We start from the raw sequence: 20,856 nt of genomic DNA, 5'->3' as shown, positions 1-20,856 counted from the left end.
AGTGTAAAGGCTTCTTTCGGATTTTCCCGAATAGCGCAGGGGCTGTGTCGAGGTTTTATCCTCAGCACAGCCCCTGTTCTATTCGGTCGTTATCAGGCGATACAGTGCTTTCGCCTTAGAGATTCACGGGTGGATAGAGTTCGTTCCACCAGGTGGGATCGTCTTGCAGCCAACGGGCAAACCAAGCGAAGATACTGTTCGTCCAGCGAATGCGTCGCTCCGGTTCGAGGATGAAATGATCCTGCTCGGTAAATTCGATAAACTCTACCTCGCGTCCGAGTATCTTCAGCGCATTGTACAGATTCACACTCTCTGCCGTAGGCACATTCGTATCCACAGAGCCGTGCAGGAGCAAGAGCGGAGTATGGATCTTATCTGCCCTGAAGAGGGGGCTGTGTCCGGCATACAGATCCGGATTGTTCCAAGGATAGCTATCGGTACTGGCCACAGTGCTGTAACCCATTCCCCAATATCCGCTCCCCCAATAGTTGCTGATGGAGCTGATACCGGCATGGCTGACTGCCGCCGCGAAAATATCGGTCTTCGTCTGAAGATACTGTGTCATGAAACCTCCATAACTGGCTCCGAAGCAACCGACCTTCTTACCATTGACAAAGCTGTGCGTGCGGACAAATTCTTTTGTTGCCCCGATGATCTCATCGGCTGTCCGATCGCCCCAGGCATTGACGTGACGAGCTGCATACTCCTGTCCATAGCCGGTAGTACCGCTGGGATTGAGCGTATAGACTACGTAGCCTTGAGCAGCATACATCGCCAGCGAATAGTGTCCCTCCAGTGTTCTATTGATCGGGCTGGTTCCTCCATAGTAATAGACCAGCATAGGATATTTCTTGGAAGGATCGAATTGCGGAGGCAGGTAGTACCAACCCTCTACGACTGTGCCGTCCGGAGCCGTATAGTTCCAGTCGCGTGCCGGTGTGAAATCGATATTGGCCAGCTTCTCAGCGGAGAGATCCCATACAAGTTTTCCTTTGGTTCCATCGAGCCGATAGAGTCTGTCGGCATTGTTGGCACTCTGGCCGCTGTACCAGACAGCACCATTATCAGCTGCTACACCGAACCATTGTACTACATCCTCTCCTGTCTGAATCCGACTGATCTCAAGGGTTTTCAGATTCAGACGATAGAGCTGCTTGCGCGATCCGTTTTCGGCCCTGAAGTAATAGTAGTTGTTTTTCCTGTCGAATCTTCCTGCCGATACGCTCGGATCGAAATTCTTGGTCAAGGCTGTTGCTTTCCGCGTGGAGAGATCGAACAGGAAGAATTGCTTGTCGTAAGAATTGGGCGTCAGTCCCGATTTCAGGTTCAGTCCTATATTGCCGAAAGCATCTGCCGAACCCATTACGATCAGATGTTTGCCGTCGGGGGTGTACTGGATTCCATCGATGGAGGGATCACGAGAGATAAGCGTATCAGCCTTGCCCGTCTCCATATTGTACTCCATGATAGTGGCAAAGCGGAAAGGACGACGCGTCCAGTCCGTGGAGAGGGTACCGATCAGAGCACGCTTACTATCCGGTGCAATATCATATATATAGGTGGTAGAATAGCCGAATGTCAGCGGACCGTACACACCGCTCTCGGCATTCAACAGGTAGATCTGCGAACGATCCCGCCAGCCCGACTGTCTGTCGTCCGGATCCAGATGGCGGATAAAGAGGGGATCCTTTCCGGGGCCTTTCTCCTGTTTGTAGAAAAGATAATAGCGCGCATCGGGCGACATCCTGAACTGAGATTCAGGCAGATTGGGCACCAAGGTTCGTTCACCTTTCCCCATTGGATCGAAAGCCACCAAACGCTTTGCATTTCCTTCCTTGCGAATCACCATCAGCATATCTTCGTGCGGCATCCAACCAAGGGCATCTTTTTCGTTCAGATTGAGCAAGATATTTCCTTTGGCATCGCGCAGTTGATTATAGGTTACAGGAGGCTTATTGTCCCTGCTTACCCGATAAGAAGTAAGTACATACTTGCCCGTTGGAGAGAGACTCCCTCCCGATAGAAATGTGCCGCTCATCATGTGTTTGAGGCTCAGTCGCTCCTTACCCGTATAGTTGGGATAGAGAGCCGACGAATCGCGAGCGGCCTTCGGTTTTAGGACTACGCGCACATCCGTAGCAGTGGTATCGCCTTCGAGAAGCAGGCTCTTGAGCAGCAAACGATGTGTGCCGGGAACCAGCGAAAGGGATGCAGAGAAACGCAGCGTCGAGTCGCCCTTGGGATCCGGACTGTCAGCTATCCCTATCTGCTTGTCGTCCAACCAAAGAGACATTCGCCCCTGTCCGAATACCTCTATATCGCCCTTTGCAAAATGTTCTGCCGTGAGGGCAAAGGTATAGACCGACATTTCCGAGCGTTCTGCCTTGGATCCGGCTTTTCTTGCGGCGATACGTCCGTTCTTGTCGGCCGACACGTTGCGCAGATCTTGATCCGTCGCATCGTAAACTTGACGTAGCAAATCGGCAGGATTATACTTGGAGCCGTTCATCCCCACGGTATCCGTCTTAAAAGCAGTACGCACCGGCCACGGGCCTCCGGCCTTCATCTGCTGTATCGTCTGTGCCTCGAGGGAGGACAGAGCCGCAGCAGAGAGCAAAAGCATGAGTAATGATTTTTTCATCTCTTTATTCTATATGATTTAAGTTACGATCAGTTTTGCGGCTTCCTCCGCATCGGTGGCATAACCGATAATGGCAGCAAAAGGATGCAGACCTGTCCGATGGAAATCCGCCACGAGATCTTCCGCCCGATCGGCATCGACGGCCATCAGCAATCCGCCCGATGTCTGTGCATCAGCCAAAAGCATTTTGTGCTCTGTGGGACAATCCGCCCGAAGCATATCCCCCACGAAGCGAAGATTGCGGAAGGCAGCACCGGGTATGCAACCATCCCTCAGCAGACTGAGGCACTCCGGCAAAGCCGGTACCGATCGGCTGTCGATATGTAAGCACACGCCCGAAGCCTCTGCCAGCCCCTTGGCATGTCCGAGCAAACCGAAGCCTGTAATATCGGTGGCACCCCTTATCCCGTATTTCTGCATCAACTCTGCCCCTGCTCTATTGAGCAGACACATCTGCCCGATGGCAGCTGCATAGGCTTCACTGCCGATCAGCTCCAAACGGTGGGCCGCCATCGCTACGCCTGTCCCCAGCGGTTTGGTCAGGACGAGACATTGCCCTGCACGTACACCGGCATTCGTGACCAAATGCTCCGGATGCACTGTGCCCGTAACGGCCAGTCCGTACTTCGGTATGGGATCGTCTATCGTATGCCCTCCCATCGTAAAAGCACCACTCTCGTCTATCGCCTGCTGTCCTCCACGGAGAATATCGGCCAAAACCTCTACGGGAATCCCTTCGGAAGGGAACATGGTCAGATTGAGTGCCAACAGTGGTCGCCCTCCCATGGCATACACATCCGAGAGAGCATTGGCAGCAGCTATGCGACCGAAGATATAAGGATCGGAGCAAACCGGCGGGAAGAAATCCGTGGTTACGATCAGGGCGGTATCGTCATTGAGCCGGTACACACCGGCATCGTCGTGCGTACTCACATCCACCATGATACGGCTATCCACCGGCAAGGGTATATCGCGCAGGAGTTCGCTCAGTTTGGCCGGATCCAGCTTAGCCGAACAGCCACCGTACTCGACCGTAGAGAGCAGATCGAAGGAAGATTGGTTCATATTCCTATAGTATATGGAATGGAAATTCGTTTCAAAATAGTTTCGAGCAATTCCTCTTGAGCCGACGAAATGTGCAGACACATCCCACATTCGGCACTCAAATGAGTGGGAACTGCGATAACGCGATGAGTCAGTTCGGCTTGCTCGGCAGCCTTCATAGCCCGAATGAAATCGCGAGTGGTAGAGAAGAGGAAAAAACGACTGTCAGCTTCGTAAGACATGGCTCAAAGCATTTAGGAGATACTCCAGATCAGCCTCTTCGTGATAGGGAGAGAGCGACAAACGTACCGTTCCGGTAGCAAAGGTACCGATCGACCGATGCGCCAATGGTGCGCAGTGAATCCCCGTGCGAGTGACGATGCCGAATGCTTCGTACAGCGCATCGCCTATACGTGCAGGCGTCAGCCGGTCATGCGTCAGCGAGCATAGATAGCCCTGCTCGATCGGGTTGGCAGCAGCATACACCCGCAGTCCCGGGAACCGCTCCATCTGCTGCATACACTGTCTCCACGCGTCCCGACCGATACGAAAGGGTGGAAGTTGGCGAACGGAAGCCAGCAAAGCGGTAAGCCCAAGCACATTGACCGTACCGGCCATAAACCGCTCAGGCATCTCCTCTCTCACTGTCCAGTCAGCCGAATGCAAGCCATTGCCACCTGTGGTCAGAGGGCAGACGCTTCGTGGGTCACGGATATAGAATCCGCCCGTACCCGAAGGCCCCAAAAGTCCTTTGTGACCGGTAAAAGCCACGTAGGCCAATCCCAGTTCATCAGCTTTGAGTCGTGAAGCTCCGAGGTACTGTGTAGCATCGGCCAAGATAGGGATGCCACGCTCCTGTGTGAGCAAACGGGCTATCTCCTCTATGGGCTGAACCAGCCCATTGACATTGCTCTCCAGATTGACCACAGCAAGAGCCGTATCTGCAGGAATGGCATCGACCAGCCGATCGGTATCGACTCGTCCGTCAGGCATCGAAGGCATCAGGGCAATCTTTATGCCGACGGCATCAGCCAGACATTGGAGCGGACGCATCACAGCATTGTGCTCCATCGGGCTGACCAGCACGCTACAGCCGGCCTGCAAGGAGCCTTGCAGGATGGTATTGATACTTGTAGTGGCATTGTCCGCAAAACAGATATGAGCCGGCTCTGATACACCGATCAGATCGGCCAAAGCATCGCGCAACTCTTCTACTTCCGAAGTAACGCGCAGAGTCTCACTGTCGCGGCTACGGCCATAACTCCCCACCGGCACATCGTAGAAATGTGCCAAAGCCTGACGCATGGCATCGGGCTTAGGATAAGAAGTGGTGGCGTTATCGAAATATGTATTCATCCGCAATGCGGCAATTCATCAAGAGCAAAAGGGAGGTATTCCTCGTTACGGGAGACATTATACTGCCGACTCCGAACTGCCCGAATCCAAACAGCTGTCAAAGATAACCACATTTACCGACGTTCTCGGAGACTTGAGTGCCTCTATTCCACAGTTACGCCGATCTCCTGCATCGTGATCACGGCTTTATCTCCCGATGCGGTAGTAGCATCCAAGCGGATGAAACGTGCCCTGACGGTCTGATTCAGATCCACGGTTTGAGGTACAGGATTATTGATCACATTGGCAAACTCTCCCATAGTCGGGATCTCTCGCCACTGCACGCCATCCTCACTCACAGCCAGCCGATAGCGGACAGCTGTCGTAGGCTTGGCTTCGGCCTTATACGGCGCATAAGTAAAAGCGCGCAACACGACCTCCCGACCCAAATCGATAGTCAATGGATCGTCCGAAAGTTGCTTCCAGTCAGCACGAGGAATATCGTTCCACGACTCATCGGCAACGGCCTGCTCCGGTGGCTCGGCATAATACGCAGCTACGCGACACAGATTGACCGGCAGACGACACTGTTCTATACGCACCCGTATCCGATCCGTCTCTACCGCAGGAATGCGAAGAAGTCGCTTATAGCCGATGGTCGTACCACGGCCGATCTCCTGCCATGCTCCATCCACCCATGCCTCCACAGCGAAAGCCTCGGTTCGCTGCCCCTTGGTAATATCCTCTTGGAGCATCAGTATATTGATGCGTGCCTTCGACTCGAGTGCATATTCCTCGATGGCATGCTCTTGAATAACGGCATAGCGAGCCGAATCCGCTACCCGGTCATGAGCAAAGGCCTGACCGAGATAGTCAGCCCACTCCTTCAGTCGCGAGGCATCAGCTTCGTGAATCAGGCCTCGCCTATCGGGTGGCACATTGAGCAGGAGTACCGAATTATAACCTACGGACCGGAAGTAAATATCCACCAACTTGTCCAACGACTTGACCTTCTTGTCCTCCGCAGCATGGTAAAACCAACCCGGACGGATCGAAACGTCCACTTCGGACGGATACCAAAAGAGTTCGGCAGCGTCTTTCAGCACCTCTCGGCTGCCCAGATCCGGAGAGTTCTCCCGAATTCCCAGACGACTGCGTTCCATCTCCGAACGGGAATAAATACCCGGCGTAAGCACCGTGGCACTCCATTCGGTGGTTCGCCCCAGTCCACGCTCATTGCCCACCCAGCGCACATCGTCTCCCATGATAGCCATAACGGCTTGGGGTTGCAGTCGGCGGATAGTGTCGTAGAATGCTTCCCAATCATATTCCTGCCGCTTGCCGTTGGGGCCTTCGCCATTGGCTCCATCGAACCAAACTTCGTGTACCTCCCCATAGTGGGTGAGCAGCTCGGTGAGCTGACTGACAAAAAACCGATTGTAACGGGGCGAATCGCCATAGCACTCTGCATTGAGATCCCAAGGAGACAGATAAACGCCGAACTTCATACCATACTCTTCGCACGCAGCTCGGACTTCTTTCACCACATCGCCTTTGCCCTCTCGCCACGGAGATGAAGCCACCGAGTGGTGCGTGGTGGCTGTAGGCCAGAGACAAAAACCATCGTGATGCTTAGCCGTAAGGATTACCATGCGAAAGCCTGCTTCGCGCAGCGTTCGCACCCATTGCCGAGCATCCAGCTCCACCGGATTGAAGAGCGCAGGATCTTCTTTCCCATCGCCCCACTCACGGTCTGTAAAAGTATTGATACCGAAATGCAGAAATGCAGTCAGCTCCATCTCCTGCCAAGCCAACTGTTGCAGGGTGGGGACAACCCTTGCCGCCATCTCCACCTTCTGCTCCAAAGTGGCATCGGCAGGAAAATCCACAGACTTCAGGTAATAGACTTCTTGCTCCTGTCCAAAAACGGGAATGGCAGTAAGCAAGAAGAAAAACAGCAAGAAACGATTTGTTGTCAGGATTTTCATGTATCGTATGTTTTTAACTGCACGAAGGAGAGATGGACTGCATCTTGTAGTCCTGTCTGCATAAGAGAGGAACAACTCAACGATAGAAATCCGACACAAGTCCCCGATACTCGCGAGAAAAAAGAGCGTCAGCCTTCCGCCATCATGCTACCACCAAAATCCGATTTAGGAACCAAATATACGGAAAAAGCTGACGTGTAAGTTTGCCTCGGATAGCCTTATCGCCGTTCGTCGGATGCCTCATTTCTCATTTTGATGCACCGGCATCGGGCAAGAGCTGTCGTATTTGCCTCTTTTAGCAGGCGTTCTTTTTGTATATTTGCGCACGAATCGGAGGAGGCTGGTCCGTTCGGGGTAGCTTTCCGTACCCCTGATTTATCGATCAAAGTATCAACAATACTATCTTTTCGCGCTATGGCAGATACTAAGTATATCTTCGTGACCGGTGGTGTGGTTTCCTCTCTTGGAAAAGGCATCGTAGCAGCATCTCTCGGCAAACTCCTCCAAGCTCGCGGTTTCAACGTAGCTCTTCAGAAGTTCGACCCCTATATCAATATCGATCCCGGTACGCTCAACCCCTATGAGCACGGCGAATGCTATGTCACCGAAGACGGGCATGAGGCCGATTTGGATCTCGGCCACTATGAGCGTTTCCTCAATACGCCCACTACTCGTGCCAATAATATCACGACAGGCAGGATCTATCAGAACGTAATCCGCAAGGAACGCAAGGGCGAGTACTTGGGCAAGACCGTGCAAGTGGTTCCTCATATTACGGATGAGATCAAGCGCAACGTCAAACTTCTGGGACAAAAGAGTCAGTACGACTTTGTGATCACGGAGATAGGCGGTACGGTAGGGGACATCGAGTCCCTGCCTTTCCTTGAAAGCGTGCGCCAGCTCAAGTGGGAGTTGGGGCAGAATTGCCTCTGCGTTCACTTGACCTATGTACCCTATATCGCTGCTGCCGGTGAGGTGAAGACCAAGCCGACTCAGCACTCTGTGAAGCAGCTGCAGGAAGTGGGTATTCAGCCTGACATCCTTGTCTTGAGGACGGAGCATGAGCTTCAGCCCGATATTTTGAAAAAGGTCGCCCTCTTCTGCAACGTGGCTCCCGATTCGGTGGTACAGAGCGTGGACGTGCCTACTATCTATGAGGTGCCTCTGGTTTTGCAGCAGCAGCACATGGACGAGACGGTACTTCGGAAGGTGGGGCTGCAAGTGGGTCCTGTCCCTGAGATGCGTCAGTGGCACGAATTTTTGGAAATGAAGCATACGGCCCAAGAAACGGTTACGATCGCTTTGGTAGGTAAGTATGTGGAGCTTCAGGATGCGTACAAGTCCATAGACGAATCGCTGATGCAGGCGGCTATATATAATAGGAAGAAGCTGAACCTCATATCCGTTCACAGTGAAAAGGTGACCGAAGCTAACGTAGCCGAGACCCTGAAAGATATGGACGGCATCGTGATTGCTCCCGGATTCGGCTCCAGAGGAGTCGAAGGCAAGCTCGTGGCACTGAAATATGCGCGTGAACACGATGTGCCCACACTGGGGATCTGTCTGGGTATGCAGTGTATGGTGATCGAATATGCTCGCAATGTATTGGGCTTCAAGGATGCGAATACGACAGAAATTGAATCCAATATCGAGCACAAAGTCATCGACCTGATGGACGAACAGAAGACGGTCACTGACATGGGCGGTTCCATGCGCTTAGGGGCATACGACTGTGCTCTGCGCAAAGGATCGAAACTGGCCGCTGCCTATGGCAAGGAATTCGTACGCGAACGCCATCGCCATCGCTTCGAATTCAACAGCCAGTATCGCGAAGCATTCGAAAAAGCCGGTATGCAATGTGTGGGAGAGAATCCGGAGACGGGCTTGGTAGAAGCCGTGGAAGTGCCTGCCTGTCGCTGGTTCGTGGGGGTACAGTTCCATCCCGAATACAATAGTACGGTGGTCAATCCCAACCCCTTGTTCATGGCTTTCATCCGTGAGGCAATCAAAACGAAAAAAAAAGATAAAGAATAATCGCTTTGCCTGTCGGTTCTTTGGGTGTTGTGAAATTTTTTCCTCCCCTCTGACATACCGTAGCGAGCAGGCAACAGGATAAGGGGTACCGATATCGGTGCTGAAGATCCCCCTACGCAACGAAAATATATGGATAAAAATACAGTTATAGGTTTAGTTCTGATCGGACTGGTGATCTTTGGGTTTTCATGGCTCAATCGTCCCGATCCGCAGGAAATAGAAGCGCAGCGTAAGGCTGCGATAGAAACAGCTCGGCAGGATTCCATAGCGAAAGCCGAAGCCGAACTCCTTGCAGCCCAAACCAAGGAGGCCACACCCGACTCGATCAAACAGGCTGCCGGATATAATCAGTATGGACTGCTGGCAGCTGCGACAGCCGGTGCAGAGGAGCAGGTGGAGCTGGCCAACGGCAAGATCGCTCTCAAGCTCAGCACCAAGGGAGGGGCCATTCGGGAAGTTTTGCTTCGGGACTATAAAACGCATGATGGCAAGCCTCTCTATCTTTTCCGAGAGGGAGAGTCGGACTTCAACCTGCCTCTGCGAACCGTGGACAACAGGCTGGTCGATACGCGCGATCTGTACTTCTCTCCCATCAGCCGAACGGATTCCTCCATCGTGATGCGTCTGGCCGTGGACAGTGCTTCCTATCTTGATCTGGCCTATGTCCTCCTTCCGGATGACTACCGCTTGCGAATGACGGTAAGCGGACAGAACTTGCAATCGCTCTTCCCTGCCAATATGACGATGCAGGACATAGAATGGTCACAGCGCATTCGCCGTCAGGAGAAATCATGGAAGTTTGAGAATCAATATACCTCTATTTATTATAAGTATTCGGGAGATGAGGTGGATCGTCTGAGCGACAGTAAGCAGGAAGACAAGAAGATTTTGGAAGAACCGTTGCACTGGGTGTCTTTCAAGGATAAGTTCTTCGCCTCTGTTTTAGTGAGCGATGGATACTTCGAAAACAATAAGCTGGCGCAGAAGACGGCAGCAGCCGAGTCCGACTATCTGAAGGATTGTACCATGTCCGCTACCTTCCCGTTGGACGTTCGCCCGGGAACAAAAGCCGGATTCACTTTCTTCTTCGGTCCGCTCAAATACAATATGCTACGCGCTTACGACAAAGAGGTGAAGGCCGAGGACAACCTCGATCTCGATCACTTGGTCTACTTGGGTGCCAGTATCTTCCGATGGATCAATCGTTATATGATCATTCCGGCCTCCACATTCCTGCAGCAGTATTTCAGCAACTGGGGACTGATCATTCTCCTGCTCACGCTGGGGATCAAGCTCCTCATCTCTCCTCTCGCTTATAAGGGGTATCTCTCTTCTGCCAAAATGCGATTGCTCCGCCCGCAGGTACAAGAGATCAATGCCAAGTACCCGGGCAAGGATCAGGAATCCATGATGAAGCGGCAGACTGCTACCATGAATCTCTATCGTGCGGCCGGTGCAGGTCCGATGAGTGGGTGCTTGCCTATGCTCTTGCAGTTCCCCTTCCTCATAGCCATGTACATGTATTTCCCTACGACTATCGACATTCGTCAGCAGAGTTTCCTCTGGGCGGAAGACCTCTCCTCCTATGATGCTATTTTCAGCTGGACGGCCGATATTCCTTTGTTGTCTCAGTTCTATGGCAATCATGTCAGTCTCTTCTGTCTGCTCATGTCCATTTCCAATATCCTCTATATCCGCTATACGATGAATCAGTCGGATACGGGACAGGAGGGTATGGCCATGCTCAAATGGATGCCTTATATCACTACGGTGATGTTCCTGTTCTTCTTCAATCAGAATGCATCGGGGCTTTGCTACTACTATTTCCTCTCTTCTATTATTACTGTCATCCAGTACATGTCTTCACGTTTTATCATCAACGAAGAGAAGCTGATGGCTAAGTTGGAAGCGAACAAGACGAAGCCACGAAAGAAATCGAAATGGATGGCAAGACTCGAAGAGGCACAGCGGCAGCAGGAAGCGATGCGACGCCAACAACAAAAGAGAAAATAGATAGAACGATATGGAATTGGCAACAGAGATTATGACTTACGGTATGGGTAGGTATTGGCTGTTGCCAATTTTCTCATATAGAACAAACAAGATGGAACCTCTGAAACATGAATGCGGTATCGCCATGGTGCGACTGCGCAAACCGCTGAGTTATTATCACGATAAGTATGGCACATGGATGTATGGCCTGAACAAGCTATACCTCCTGATGGAGAAGCAGCACAATCGAGGTCAGGAAGGTGCCGGATTCGCTGTGGTGAAGCTCAATAGCCGTCCCGGAGAAGAATATCTCTTCAGAGAAAGAGCACTTGGAGCGAATGCTATCTCGGAGATATTCGACTCGGTACATAAGGATTTTCAGGCTTATTCTCGAGAAGAGCTGGGCGATGCCGAATTTGCCGCCTCTCAGATACCGTATGCCGGTGAGTGCTATATGGGACATTTGCGCTACAGCACTACGGGTAAGAGCGGTCTGACTTTTGTCCATCCGATGATACGCCGTAGCAACTGGCGTGCCAAGTGCTTGTCCATTTGTGGCAATTTCAATCTGACCAATGTGGATGGTATCTTCGACGAGATTACTTCTGTCGGACAGCATCCCCGCAATATGTCCGATACACACATCCTGCTGGAGCAGATCGGCCACCGTCTGGATCGCGAGGTGGAGCGTTTGTTCCGTATCGGGAAAGAACAGAATCTGAAAGGAATGGACATTACGCATTTTATAGAAGAGCGTATCGATTTGTCCAATGTGCTGAAGAAGTGCAGTCCCTTCTGGGATGGCGGATATGTGATGTGCGGTCTCACCGGAAGCGGAGAGAGCTATGCCGTGCGCGATCCTTGGGGCATCCGACCTGCATTCTATTATATAGACGATGAGATCGTGGTCACGGCTTCGGAGCGTCCCGTTATCCAAACTGTGATGAATCTGCCGGCAGAGGCCGTTCGGGAGTTGATGCCCGGAGAAGCTATCTTTGTCAATAGCAAGGGAGAGCCTCGTATCGAGCGTATCTTGGAACCCAAGAATTATCAGGCTTGTTCGTTCGAGCGTATTTATTTCTCTCGTGGCAGCGATCAGGATATATATCGTGAGAGAAAGGCTCTGGGCTATCTGCTTTCGGAGCGCATCCTCCGAGCGATCGATTACGACATCCCCCATACCGTCTTTTCATTCATCCCGAATACGGCCGAAGTGGCATATTACGGTATGCTGGAGGGCATCGATCACTATTTGGATGAGTGCAAGATTAGAGAGATTCGTGAGAATCCGAATATGAGCGAAGCCAAGTTGCGTGAGATTTTGGGGCGAAAGGTTCGGTCGGAGAAGGTGGCGATCAAAGACATCAAGCTCAGAACTTTTATCACGGAAGGCAATAGCCGCAACGATTTGGCGGCTCATGTCTATGATATTACCTATGGCACGGTGCAGGCCGGCGTAGACAATTTGGTCGTGATCGATGACAGTATCGTCCGTGGGACTACTCTGCGGCAGAGCATCATCGGTATCATGGACAGGTTGCAACCCAAGAAGATCGTCATTGTTTCCAGCTCTCCGCAGATTCGTTATCCGGACTATTATGGTATCGATATGCGTAAGATGCGCGAATTCGTCGCTTTCCGCTCTGCTGTGGCACTGCTTCAGGAGCGTGGTATGGAGCAAGTGTTGCACGATGCCTATGCAAAAGCGTTGGAGCTTCGCAAGTTGAGCTTCGGACAAGAGGTCGAGAATGTCGTTAAGACTATCTATAAGCCTTTCACCGCCGAGGAGATTTCTGCCAAGATGGTAGAGCTATTGAAGCCGGAAGGTGTGCGTGCCAAGGTGGAGATCGTATATCAAAGTTTGGAAGGCTTGCATCAGGCGATACCGAATCATCCGGGAGACTGGTATTTCTCCGGCGATTATCCGACACCCGGAGGGGCCCATTTGGTAAATGAAGCTTTCATCAGCTACATGGAAGAGGACTATGGCAAATAATTATTTCCAGAATCGAAAGAGTATTAAGAACGTATGAGAGAGCAAAGAAAAGCGACATTGATATTGGACGATGGTAGCCGTTTCGAAGGCTATTCTTTCGGTTGCGAACGAGCTGTGGCCGGAGAGGTCGTTTTCAATACGGCTATGACCGGCTATGTGGAGAGTCTGACTGATCCGAGTTATCGCGGACAAATCATGGTTATGACCTATCCTTTGGTGGGCAATTACGGTGTTCCGCCGAAAGCAGTCGAGCCAAACGGCGTGTCTTGCTTTATGGAAAGCGACAGAATACACATGGAAGGAATCGTTGTGTCCGACTATTCCCATTCTTATAGCCACTGGAATGCTGTCGAAAGCCTTGGCGATTGGCTCAAGCGTGAGCAGGTATTCGGTCTGACGGGGATCGACACGAGAGCATTGGCCAAGCATCTCCGCGAACACGGTTCGATGAAAGGAAAGATAATTCTCGAAGGAGGCGAAGACATCGACTTCGCCGATCCTTACACAGTCAATCAGGTTGCAGAAGCTTCTTGTCGCGAAGTGATCACATACGGTTCCGGAAGCAAAAAGGTGGTACTCGTCGATTGTGGCGTGAAGGACAACATTATTCGCTCGCTTCTCTGTGATGATATAACGCTCTTCCGTGTACCTTGGGATTACGACTTTCATCAGATAGCATACGATGGTCTCTTCATCAGCAACGGCCCGGGCGACCCCAATATGTGCGGTGTCACAGTGGAACACATTCGTCGGGCAGTGGCCGGTGACAAACCTATCTGCGGTATTTGCATGGGCAATCAGCTTTTGTCGAAAGCTGCCGGCGCAAGTATCTTCAAACTCAAGTACGGACACCGCAGCCACAACCAGCCGGTACGTGAGGTAGGTACCAATAAGTGCTATATAACGAGCCAAAATCACGGCTTTGCTGTAGATCCGGCATCTCTCGGAAGTGATTGGGAGGAGCTTTATATCAACCTGAACGATGGCACGAACGAAGGCATCCGCCACAAGAGCAAGCCTTTCTTCTCTGCACAGTTCCATCCCGAAGCATGCGGTGGTCCGGTAGATACGATGTTCGTTTTCGATGAATTCTTGAAAAACCTCTAAGCAAAGTAGCATACGAATATGATAGACAAGAGCAAAATAAAGAAGGTACTGCTGCTCGGTTCGGGCGCACTTAAGATAGGGGAAGCCGGTGAATTCGATTATTCCGGTTCTCAGGCGTTGAAAGCTATTCGCGAAGAAGGTATCAGGACGGTACTCGTCAATCCGAATATTGCCACAGTCCAGACGTCCGAAGGAATAGCCGACGAAATATATTTCCTACCCGTAACGCCTTATTTCGTAGAGAAAGTCATTGAGAAAGAACGTCCCGATGGGATTCTCTTGGCATTTGGTGGTCAGACGGCTCTGAACTGTGGAGTCGAATTGTATCGAAGCGGTGTCTTGGAAAAGTACAGAGTAGAAGTACTGGGTACGCCCGTACAAGCTATCATGGACACGGAGGATCGTGAGCTATTCGTTCGCAAGCTCGATGAGATCAACGTGAAAACGATCCAGAGCCAAGCTGTGGAAAGCGTGGAGGAAGCACGCAAAGCCGCTCGCGAATTGGGCTATCCGGTCATTATTCGTGCTGCTTATGCTTTAGGCGGTCTGGGTAGCGGATTCTGCGATGATGAGGACGAACTGAATATCCTTTGTGAAAAAGCTTTTTCGTTTAGTCCTCAAGTTCTCGTGGAGAAGAGCCTCAAAGGTTGGAAAGAGGTGGAATACGAGGTCGTGCGTGACCGTTTCGACAATTGCATCACTGTGTGCAATATGGAGAATTTCGATCCTCTCGGCATCCATACTGGAGAGAGTATCGTCATCGCTCCCTCGCAGACACTCACCAACAGTGAATATCACAAACTCCGCGAGCTGGCTATTCGAATCATTCGCCACATCGGTATCGTTGGAGAATGTAACGTGCAATATGCACTCGATCCCGATAGCGAGGACTACCGCGTCATCGAAGTAAATGCTCGTCTGAGCCGTTCGTCCGCTTTGGCATCCAAGGCAACGGGTTATCCCCTTGCTTTCGTTGCCGCCAAGTTAGGGCTGGGCTACGGTTTGTTCGACCTCAAAAACTCGGTGACACAGACCACTTCGGCTTTTTTCGAGCCGGCCCTTGACTATGTAGTCTGCAAAATTCCTCGCTGGGACTTGGGTAAATTCCACGGTGTAAGTCGCCAATTAGGTTCTTCCATGAAGTCTGTCGGCGAGGTTATGGCCATCGGTCGCACCTTCGAGGAGGCTATTCAGAAGGGATTGCGTATGATCGGTCAAGGCATGCACGGTTTCGTTGAGAATAAAGAACTCGTCATTCCTGATATAGACAAGGCACTGAATGAGCCGACCGACAGACGTATTTTCGTCATAAGCAAGGCATTCCGTCAAGGTTATACGGTAGATAAAATACATGAACTGACCAAGATCGACCGCTGGTTCTTAGAAAAACTCTATGGTATCGTTACCCTTGCGGAGGAAATGGAAGAACTCGACAAGCTCGAAGATCTTTCGCCTGCTCTTTTGGCCGAGGCCAAATTGCGCGGATTTTCCGATTTTCAGGTAGCTCGTGCCGTACTCAAACCGGATGCTACTTCGATGGAAAGCGCAGCCAATCAGGTGCGTGCCATGCGAAAGGAACTGGGCATCCTGCCGGTAGTCAAGCGTATCGATACGCTTGCAGCGGAGTATCCTGCTCATACGAACTATCTCTACCTGACGTATAGTGGCGATCGTCATGACGTAGCCTATGAGAATGACAAGCGTTCCGTAGTCGTACTCGGTTCGGGTGCATACCGTATCGGTAGCTCGGTGGAGTTTGACTGGTGCGGTGTCAATGCCCTCGCTACTATCCGTAAGGAAGGCTACCGCTCCGTCATGATCAACTATAATCCCGAGACGGTGAGTACGGACTATGATATTAGTGACAGGCTCTACTTCGACGAACTGACATTCGAGCGCGTGATGGATATTCTTGAACTGGAAAATCCCCATGGCGTTATTGTTTCCACGGGAGGACAAATCCCGAACAACCTTGCAGTTCGTCTCGACGAACAGCATGTGCCCATCCTGGGTACCTCTGCACAGAGTATCGACAATGCCGAGGATCGTCATAAATTCTCAGCCATGTTGGATAAACTGGGTATCGATCAGCCCCGTTGGCAGGAGCTTTCCTCGATGGACGACATCGACGGATTCGTTGCCGAAGTCGGTTATCCCGTTTTGGTTCGTCCGAGTTATGTCCTCTCCGGTGCAGCTATGAACGTGTGCTCCAATGATGAGGAACTCCATCGTTTCCTCGAATTGGCAGCCAATGTCTCCAAGCAACACCCTGTCGTGGTCAGTCAGTTTATCGAACATGCCAAGGAGGTGGAGATGGATGCCGTGGCGCGTGATGGTGAGATTATAGCCTATGCCATCAGTGAGCATATCGAATTTGCCGGTGTGCATTCGGGTGATGCCACGATCCAGTTCCCCGCACAGAAGCTGTATGTAGAGACCGTCCGCCGAATCAAACGAATCAGTCGTGAGATAGCGAAGGCCCTCAATATATCAGGCCCTTTCAATATCCAATTCCTTGCCAAGGGTAACGATATTAAGGTGATCGAGTGCAATCTGCGTGCTTCACGCAGCTTCCCTTTCGTGAGCAAGGTGCTCAAGATCAACTTTATCGAATTGGCTACGCGTATCATGCTCGGCCTGCCGGTAGAGAAACCGAACAAGAGCGAGTTCGATCTGGACTATGTCGGTATCAAGGCCTCGCAGTTCTCCTTCACTCGTTTGCAAAAGGCCGACCCTGTCTTGGGTGTGGATATGACCAGTACCGGAGAAGTAGGCTGTATAGCGGATGACACGGATGAGGCTGTACTGAAGAGTATGCTTTCGGTGGGTTATCGTATTCCTCAGAAGAGTGTGCTCTTATCTACCGGAGGCTATAAGCAGAAAGTGGATATGCTCGATGCTACAGCCATGCTTGCAGCCAAGGGGTATAAGATCTATGCTACGGAGGGAACGCACAACTTCCTTAGAGAGAACGGAATCGAATCGACCAAAGTATTCTGGCCGAGCGAGAACGGACAGCCCCAAGCTCTGGAATTGCTTCACAATCGCGAGATAGAGCTTGTAGTCAATATCAACAAGAATCTTACTGCAGGAGAACTGACCAACGGTTATAAACTCCGTCGTGCAGCCATCGACCTGAATATCCCGCTGGTTACGAATGCTCGTTTGGCTTCTGCCTTCATCACAGCGTTCTGCAAACATAGCCCCGAGGATATTCGCATCAAGAGTTGGGCCGAATACAAATAGTAGCTTTTCTTGTTGAGATTGTCGATTGTAAATTCGAGAGAGCCTTTGTAAATCCGGTCGTAAGACCGACGCACTTGCAGTATTCTCTTCTCTCTCCCTCCTTGCTCCGATAGAGGAAAAAAAGACGGAGGCAGTGTCCAAATACCAAAGACACCGCCTCCGTCTTTTAATTTCCGGTGGATACCTCTGAAAGATCAATCCGTTTCGAACTTGGCTATCTCGTCCAACCAGAGTGCACTGCTGGCATCGCTGGCCATACGCCATGCTCCGCGGGGCGACAGACTGATACAGCTTACTTTTGGCCCATCCGGCATACAGTTGCGTTTGTACTGCTGAGCAAAGAAACGACGGAAGAATACCATCATCCATTTCTTGATCTCCGCCTTTGTATAGATCCCCTTGAAAGCTACACCGGCCAGGTAGTAGATCTTCGAGGGCTTGTATTCATTGTGGAGGAAATGGTAGATGAAGAAGTCGTGCAATTCGTACGGCCCCACCAGATCTTCCGTCTTCTGGCTGATATTTCCGTCCTGTCCCACAGGCTTCAGCTCGGGACTGATGGGAGTACGGACGATGTCCAGCAAAACGGCCGAAGCCGCCTCGTCCAGCCAGCCGCTATGCGCTATATAATCAACAAGAATCTGTACCGTGGTCTTGGCTATCCCGGCATTGACGGCATACATGGACATATGATCGCCGTTGTATGTGACCCATCCGAGAGCCAGCTCGGAAAGATCGCCTGTTCCGATAACGGGAGCCTTGTACATATTGGCCAAGTTCATCAGTATCTGCGTCCGCTCACGAGCTTGTGTATTCTCGAAAGTCGTATCGTGCACCTCCGGATTGTGTCCGATGGCTTCGAAGTGTCGGAGACAAGCCTCCTTGATGTCTATCTCTTTGACCGTCACGCCTATGGCCTCCATCAGGGCAAATGCGTTCCGATAAGTACGTTCGGAAGTTCCAAAGCCCGGCATCGTAACGGCAATGATATTCTTACGAGGCAGATCCAGCCGGTCGAAGGCCTGCGCACAAACGATCAGCGCAAGTGCTGAGTCGAGTCCGCCCGAGATGCCGATTACGGCGTGCTCCGCACCCATGTGTAGGAGGCGTTGCATGAGGCCACATACCTGGATATTGATCATCTCGCGCGAACGCTCCTTGCGATCTTTATCCTCAGGCATGAAGGGATTGCGATCCACACGGCGCGTCATCGGGAGAGACTCTTGCCGGCTACGCAGTTTGAAGGGCAGCTGATTGAACTTTTCGTCATGGGTGTGGAAGGTAACGGCAGCCTTGAAGCTGCTATTGATGAGCCGCTCCGTCTGAATGCGCGAAACATCTATATCGCTGATGATCATCCTTTCCTCATAGCGGAATCGCTCCATCTCCTCCACGATCTCTCCGGCCTCGGCAATAAAGGCTTTGCCGGTGAAAACAATGTCCGTGGAGCTTTCGCCGTATCCGCTGCTGGCATATACATAAGCACAGATACCCTGTGACGAAAGGCCGCTGATAAGCGATCTCAGGTAAGAATGTTTGCCTGCATTTTCGTTGCTGGAGGAGAGGTTGAAGATCACTTCCGCTCCATAAAGACAGAGACGTGTACCCGGAGTGAAAGGCGTCCACATATCCTCACAAATCTCTATGCCGACACCCACGGTACCACATTTGAATATGAGGTTCCGCCCGATCGGTACGCTGTGCGGACCGATGCTGATGGTCGAGTACTGCAGGGTATGAGCCGGTGAGAACCAACGAGCTTCCTGAAATTCCCGATAGTTGGGCAGGTATGTTTTGGGGATGGCACCGAGGATCTTTCCCTGCTGGAATACCACGGCCGAGTTGAACAGCTTTTCTTCCACGCGCAGCGGCATCCCCACTATCACCATGACAGTCGTATTGGCGGTCTGCTCCACCAGTCGGCACAAGGCGTCATTGGCTCGCTCTTGGAGGAAAGGCTGGTAAAACAAGTCGCCACACGAATAACCCGTGATGCTCAATTCGGGGAACGTCATTATCTCTACACCCTTGGCATCGGCCTCGTGTACCATGCGGTCGATCCGTTCGATATTGTAGTCGCAATCAGCCACTTTCACAAAGGGAACGGCTGCCGCAACTTTCATAAATCCGTATCTCATAGGGAACTCAGATTATGGGGATTGTGGTTTTTATTCTATTTCCGTACAAATATATGCTTTATTCTCAGTCTTTCTCTGAAAAAGAGCTATCCCAAGAAGCCGCCGAGATCACCGTTCAAAAGCCGTGGTGCCACTGTTTTGCGGTGGGCTAAGTAGCGGGCTGTACATCATGATGGCATGATTCTCCGCAAACGGCTCGGTATATTCGCTTCCATCGGCGCGGGTGACGATACGTACCAGTTTATTGTGCCGCGTATAGCCACCCCAGCTCTGATGCTCTATGCGGTGATCCGTCTCCTCGATGCGATAGCGATCCGTCTGCTCCGTATCGGAACTGATACGTCCGTTCAGGTACGTATCGTCCAGCCAGAGTTCCAGTCGGTAGGTGTGGGGCGTATCGTTCCTGACCCGAAGGTCGATATAGTTGTACGAAAGCGTAGCCCCTGCTCCGAAAGGAATGCTGCGATTGATATCGGGAAAAACATCGAAGCTGTGCCTGTGTCGCTCGACAATGGACAGCGGCGTATGGGCAAACATCCAAAAGAGCAGATTGCCAAGCTGACAGAGACCGCCTCCCACTCCTTTGCCGATCTTCCCCTGACTCAATACCAGACCTTCGAGGTATCCCTTGCGAGCAGTCGGACGGCCGACATGACGCCAGACGGAGAAGGTCTCCCCGGGACGTATGATCATACCATGCAGCTTGGAGATGGCCAGTCGCAGATTGGTTCGTTTGTTCTCTTGCAGGTACATGTCCACATCCTTCAGCCGGCGCATAATGAGCGACCGATGCTCCATGACCAGATAGGAACAACCATGAGAATAGTCCCCCTCTGATGGTAAAGCCCATTTGATCGAAGAAAAGCAGTCCGACAGCTTGCGGTGAAGGATGAAGTATTCGCGTCCCAATTTGCGTCTTCGCTCGCTTCGTATGATCGGTTGTATGATACGTATCATATAGGATTTCTAATCATTGGATTGCAAAGCTAACGATTGTCCTATCTCCATGCATAATCCCGTCAGATCGGATCGAAAGATGGACTGATGATTATGATTTTGTGCCATCGGGGCAAACTATCGGTTGAAAATTTACGCACCGGAACCTCGCCGATTACCATTCGTAAAATCGAGAAAAGTGGGACGAGATTTTTTTCGTTTCGGCGCGTAAAATTTTCACTTGCCGAACCGGAACGAAAAAAATCTCGCGCTACGTTTTTCAGCACGGCAAACAGCTATTGACGTGTACTGAAAAAAGTTGACAGTTGGGCGGGATAGTTCTACAATTGGTTTACCGGTTCTTTCTATAATTCTACTTTAGGTTGACAGCCCTTACCC

The 20,856-nt window shown here is 51.4% G+C and carries 13 protein-coding genes and 1 pseudogene; 6 read left to right on the top strand and 8 right to left on the bottom strand.

The genetic code is table 11. The features are described from left to right. Positions 1–115: 115 nt before the first annotated feature. The 5 genes from HQ49_RS09145 to HQ49_RS09125 form a co-directional block, all read right to left on the bottom strand. Complete coding sequence (locus HQ49_RS09145; RefSeq protein WP_039419636.1) at positions 116–2,641, bottom strand: S9 family peptidase; 2,526 nt, start codon at positions 2,639–2,641, stop codon at positions 116–118. A gap of 18 nt (positions 2,642–2,659) precedes the next feature. Then, on the bottom strand, positions 2,660–3,706 hold the full coding sequence (gene selD, locus HQ49_RS09140) for a selenide, water dikinase SelD (protein ID WP_039419635.1): 1,047 nt from the start codon (positions 3,704–3,706) through the stop codon (positions 2,660–2,662). Further along, positions 3,703–3,927 carry a DUF3343 domain-containing protein gene (locus HQ49_RS09135; protein WP_018965470.1) on the bottom strand — a complete coding sequence of 75 codons (225 nt, stop codon included), beginning with the start codon at positions 3,925–3,927 and terminating at the stop codon, positions 3,703–3,705. The genes selD and HQ49_RS09135 overlap by 4 nt, the downstream gene beginning before the upstream one ends. Then, positions 3,911–5,041, bottom strand: coding sequence for an aminotransferase class V-fold PLP-dependent enzyme (locus HQ49_RS09130; protein WP_039419634.1), 1,131 nt, complete (start codon positions 5,039–5,041; stop codon positions 3,911–3,913). Before HQ49_RS09130 ends, HQ49_RS09135 begins: the two co-directional genes overlap by 17 nt. A gap of 143 nt (positions 5,042–5,184) precedes the next feature. Beyond that, positions 5,185–7,008, bottom strand: coding sequence for an alpha-L-fucosidase (locus HQ49_RS09125; RefSeq protein WP_039419633.1), 1,824 nt, complete (start codon positions 7,006–7,008; stop codon positions 5,185–5,187). Positions 7,009–7,422: 414 nt separating this feature from the next. On the opposite strand from HQ49_RS09125, the gene HQ49_RS09120 reads away from it, so the two are divergent. The 5 genes from HQ49_RS09120 (at position 7,423) to carB (ending at position 17,383) form a co-directional block, all read left to right on the top strand. Then, positions 7,423–9,042 carry a CTP synthase gene (locus HQ49_RS09120; RefSeq protein ID WP_039419632.1) on the top strand — a complete coding sequence of 540 codons (1,620 nt, stop codon included), beginning with the start codon at positions 7,423–7,425 and terminating at the stop codon, positions 9,040–9,042. A gap of 129 nt (positions 9,043–9,171) precedes the next feature. Further along, on the top strand, positions 9,172–11,055 hold the full coding sequence (gene yidC / locus HQ49_RS09115; protein WP_039419631.1) for a membrane protein insertase YidC: 1,884 nt from the start codon (positions 9,172–9,174) through the stop codon (positions 11,053–11,055). 91 nt (positions 11,056–11,146) lie between these two features. Next, positions 11,147–13,030: an amidophosphoribosyltransferase gene (locus HQ49_RS09110; protein ID WP_039419630.1), complete on the top strand. Its 1,884-nt coding sequence runs from the start codon at positions 11,147–11,149 to the stop codon at positions 13,028–13,030. Between the two features lie 33 nt (positions 13,031–13,063). Beyond that, positions 13,064–14,137 carry a glutamine-hydrolyzing carbamoyl-phosphate synthase small subunit gene (gene carA / locus HQ49_RS09105; protein ID WP_039419629.1) on the top strand — a complete coding sequence of 358 codons (1,074 nt, stop codon included), beginning with the start codon at positions 13,064–13,066 and terminating at the stop codon, positions 14,135–14,137. Positions 14,138–14,155: 18 nt separating this feature from the next. Next, entirely contained in the window at positions 14,156–17,383 is a 3,228-nt protein-coding gene (gene carB / locus HQ49_RS09100) for a carbamoyl-phosphate synthase (glutamine-hydrolyzing) large subunit (protein WP_039419628.1), read from the top strand. A gap of 194 nt (positions 17,384–17,577) precedes the next feature. On the opposite strand, the gene HQ49_RS09095 is transcribed toward carB, so the two are convergent. From HQ49_RS09095 to HQ49_RS12325, 3 genes are all read right to left on the bottom strand, one after another. Continuing rightward, positions 17,578–19,506 carry an NAD(+) synthase gene (locus HQ49_RS09095; RefSeq protein ID WP_235290114.1) on the bottom strand — a complete coding sequence of 643 codons (1,929 nt, stop codon included), beginning with the start codon at positions 19,504–19,506 and terminating at the stop codon, positions 17,578–17,580. Between the two features lie 123 nt (positions 19,507–19,629). Next, entirely contained in the window at positions 19,630–20,478 is an 849-nt protein-coding gene (locus tag HQ49_RS09090) for a VanW family protein (RefSeq protein ID WP_039419626.1), read from the bottom strand. A 154-nt stretch (positions 20,479–20,632) separates the two neighbouring features. Further along, positions 20,633–20,722 carry a DUF1661 domain-containing protein gene (locus HQ49_RS12325; protein WP_369794172.1) on the bottom strand — a complete coding sequence of 30 codons (90 nt, stop codon included), beginning with the start codon at positions 20,720–20,722 and terminating at the stop codon, positions 20,633–20,635. Between HQ49_RS12325 and HQ49_RS12810 the strand changes: the two are divergent. Beyond that, positions 20,682–20,780 (top strand): annotated as a pseudogene (locus HQ49_RS12810) (DUF1661 domain-containing protein); the annotation flags it as partial. The gene HQ49_RS12325 and the pseudogene HQ49_RS12810 overlap by 41 nt on opposite strands. Between the last annotated feature and the right edge of the window lie 76 nt (positions 20,781–20,856).

Origin of the sequence: Porphyromonas gulae (assembly GCF_000765945.1) — a bacterium.
GTDB classification, from domain to species: Bacteria; Bacteroidota; Bacteroidia; order Bacteroidales; family Porphyromonadaceae; genus Porphyromonas; species Porphyromonas gulae.
The sequence above is the reverse complement of the archived record's forward strand: the minus strand, read 5'-3'. Positions and strand labels throughout refer to the sequence as shown.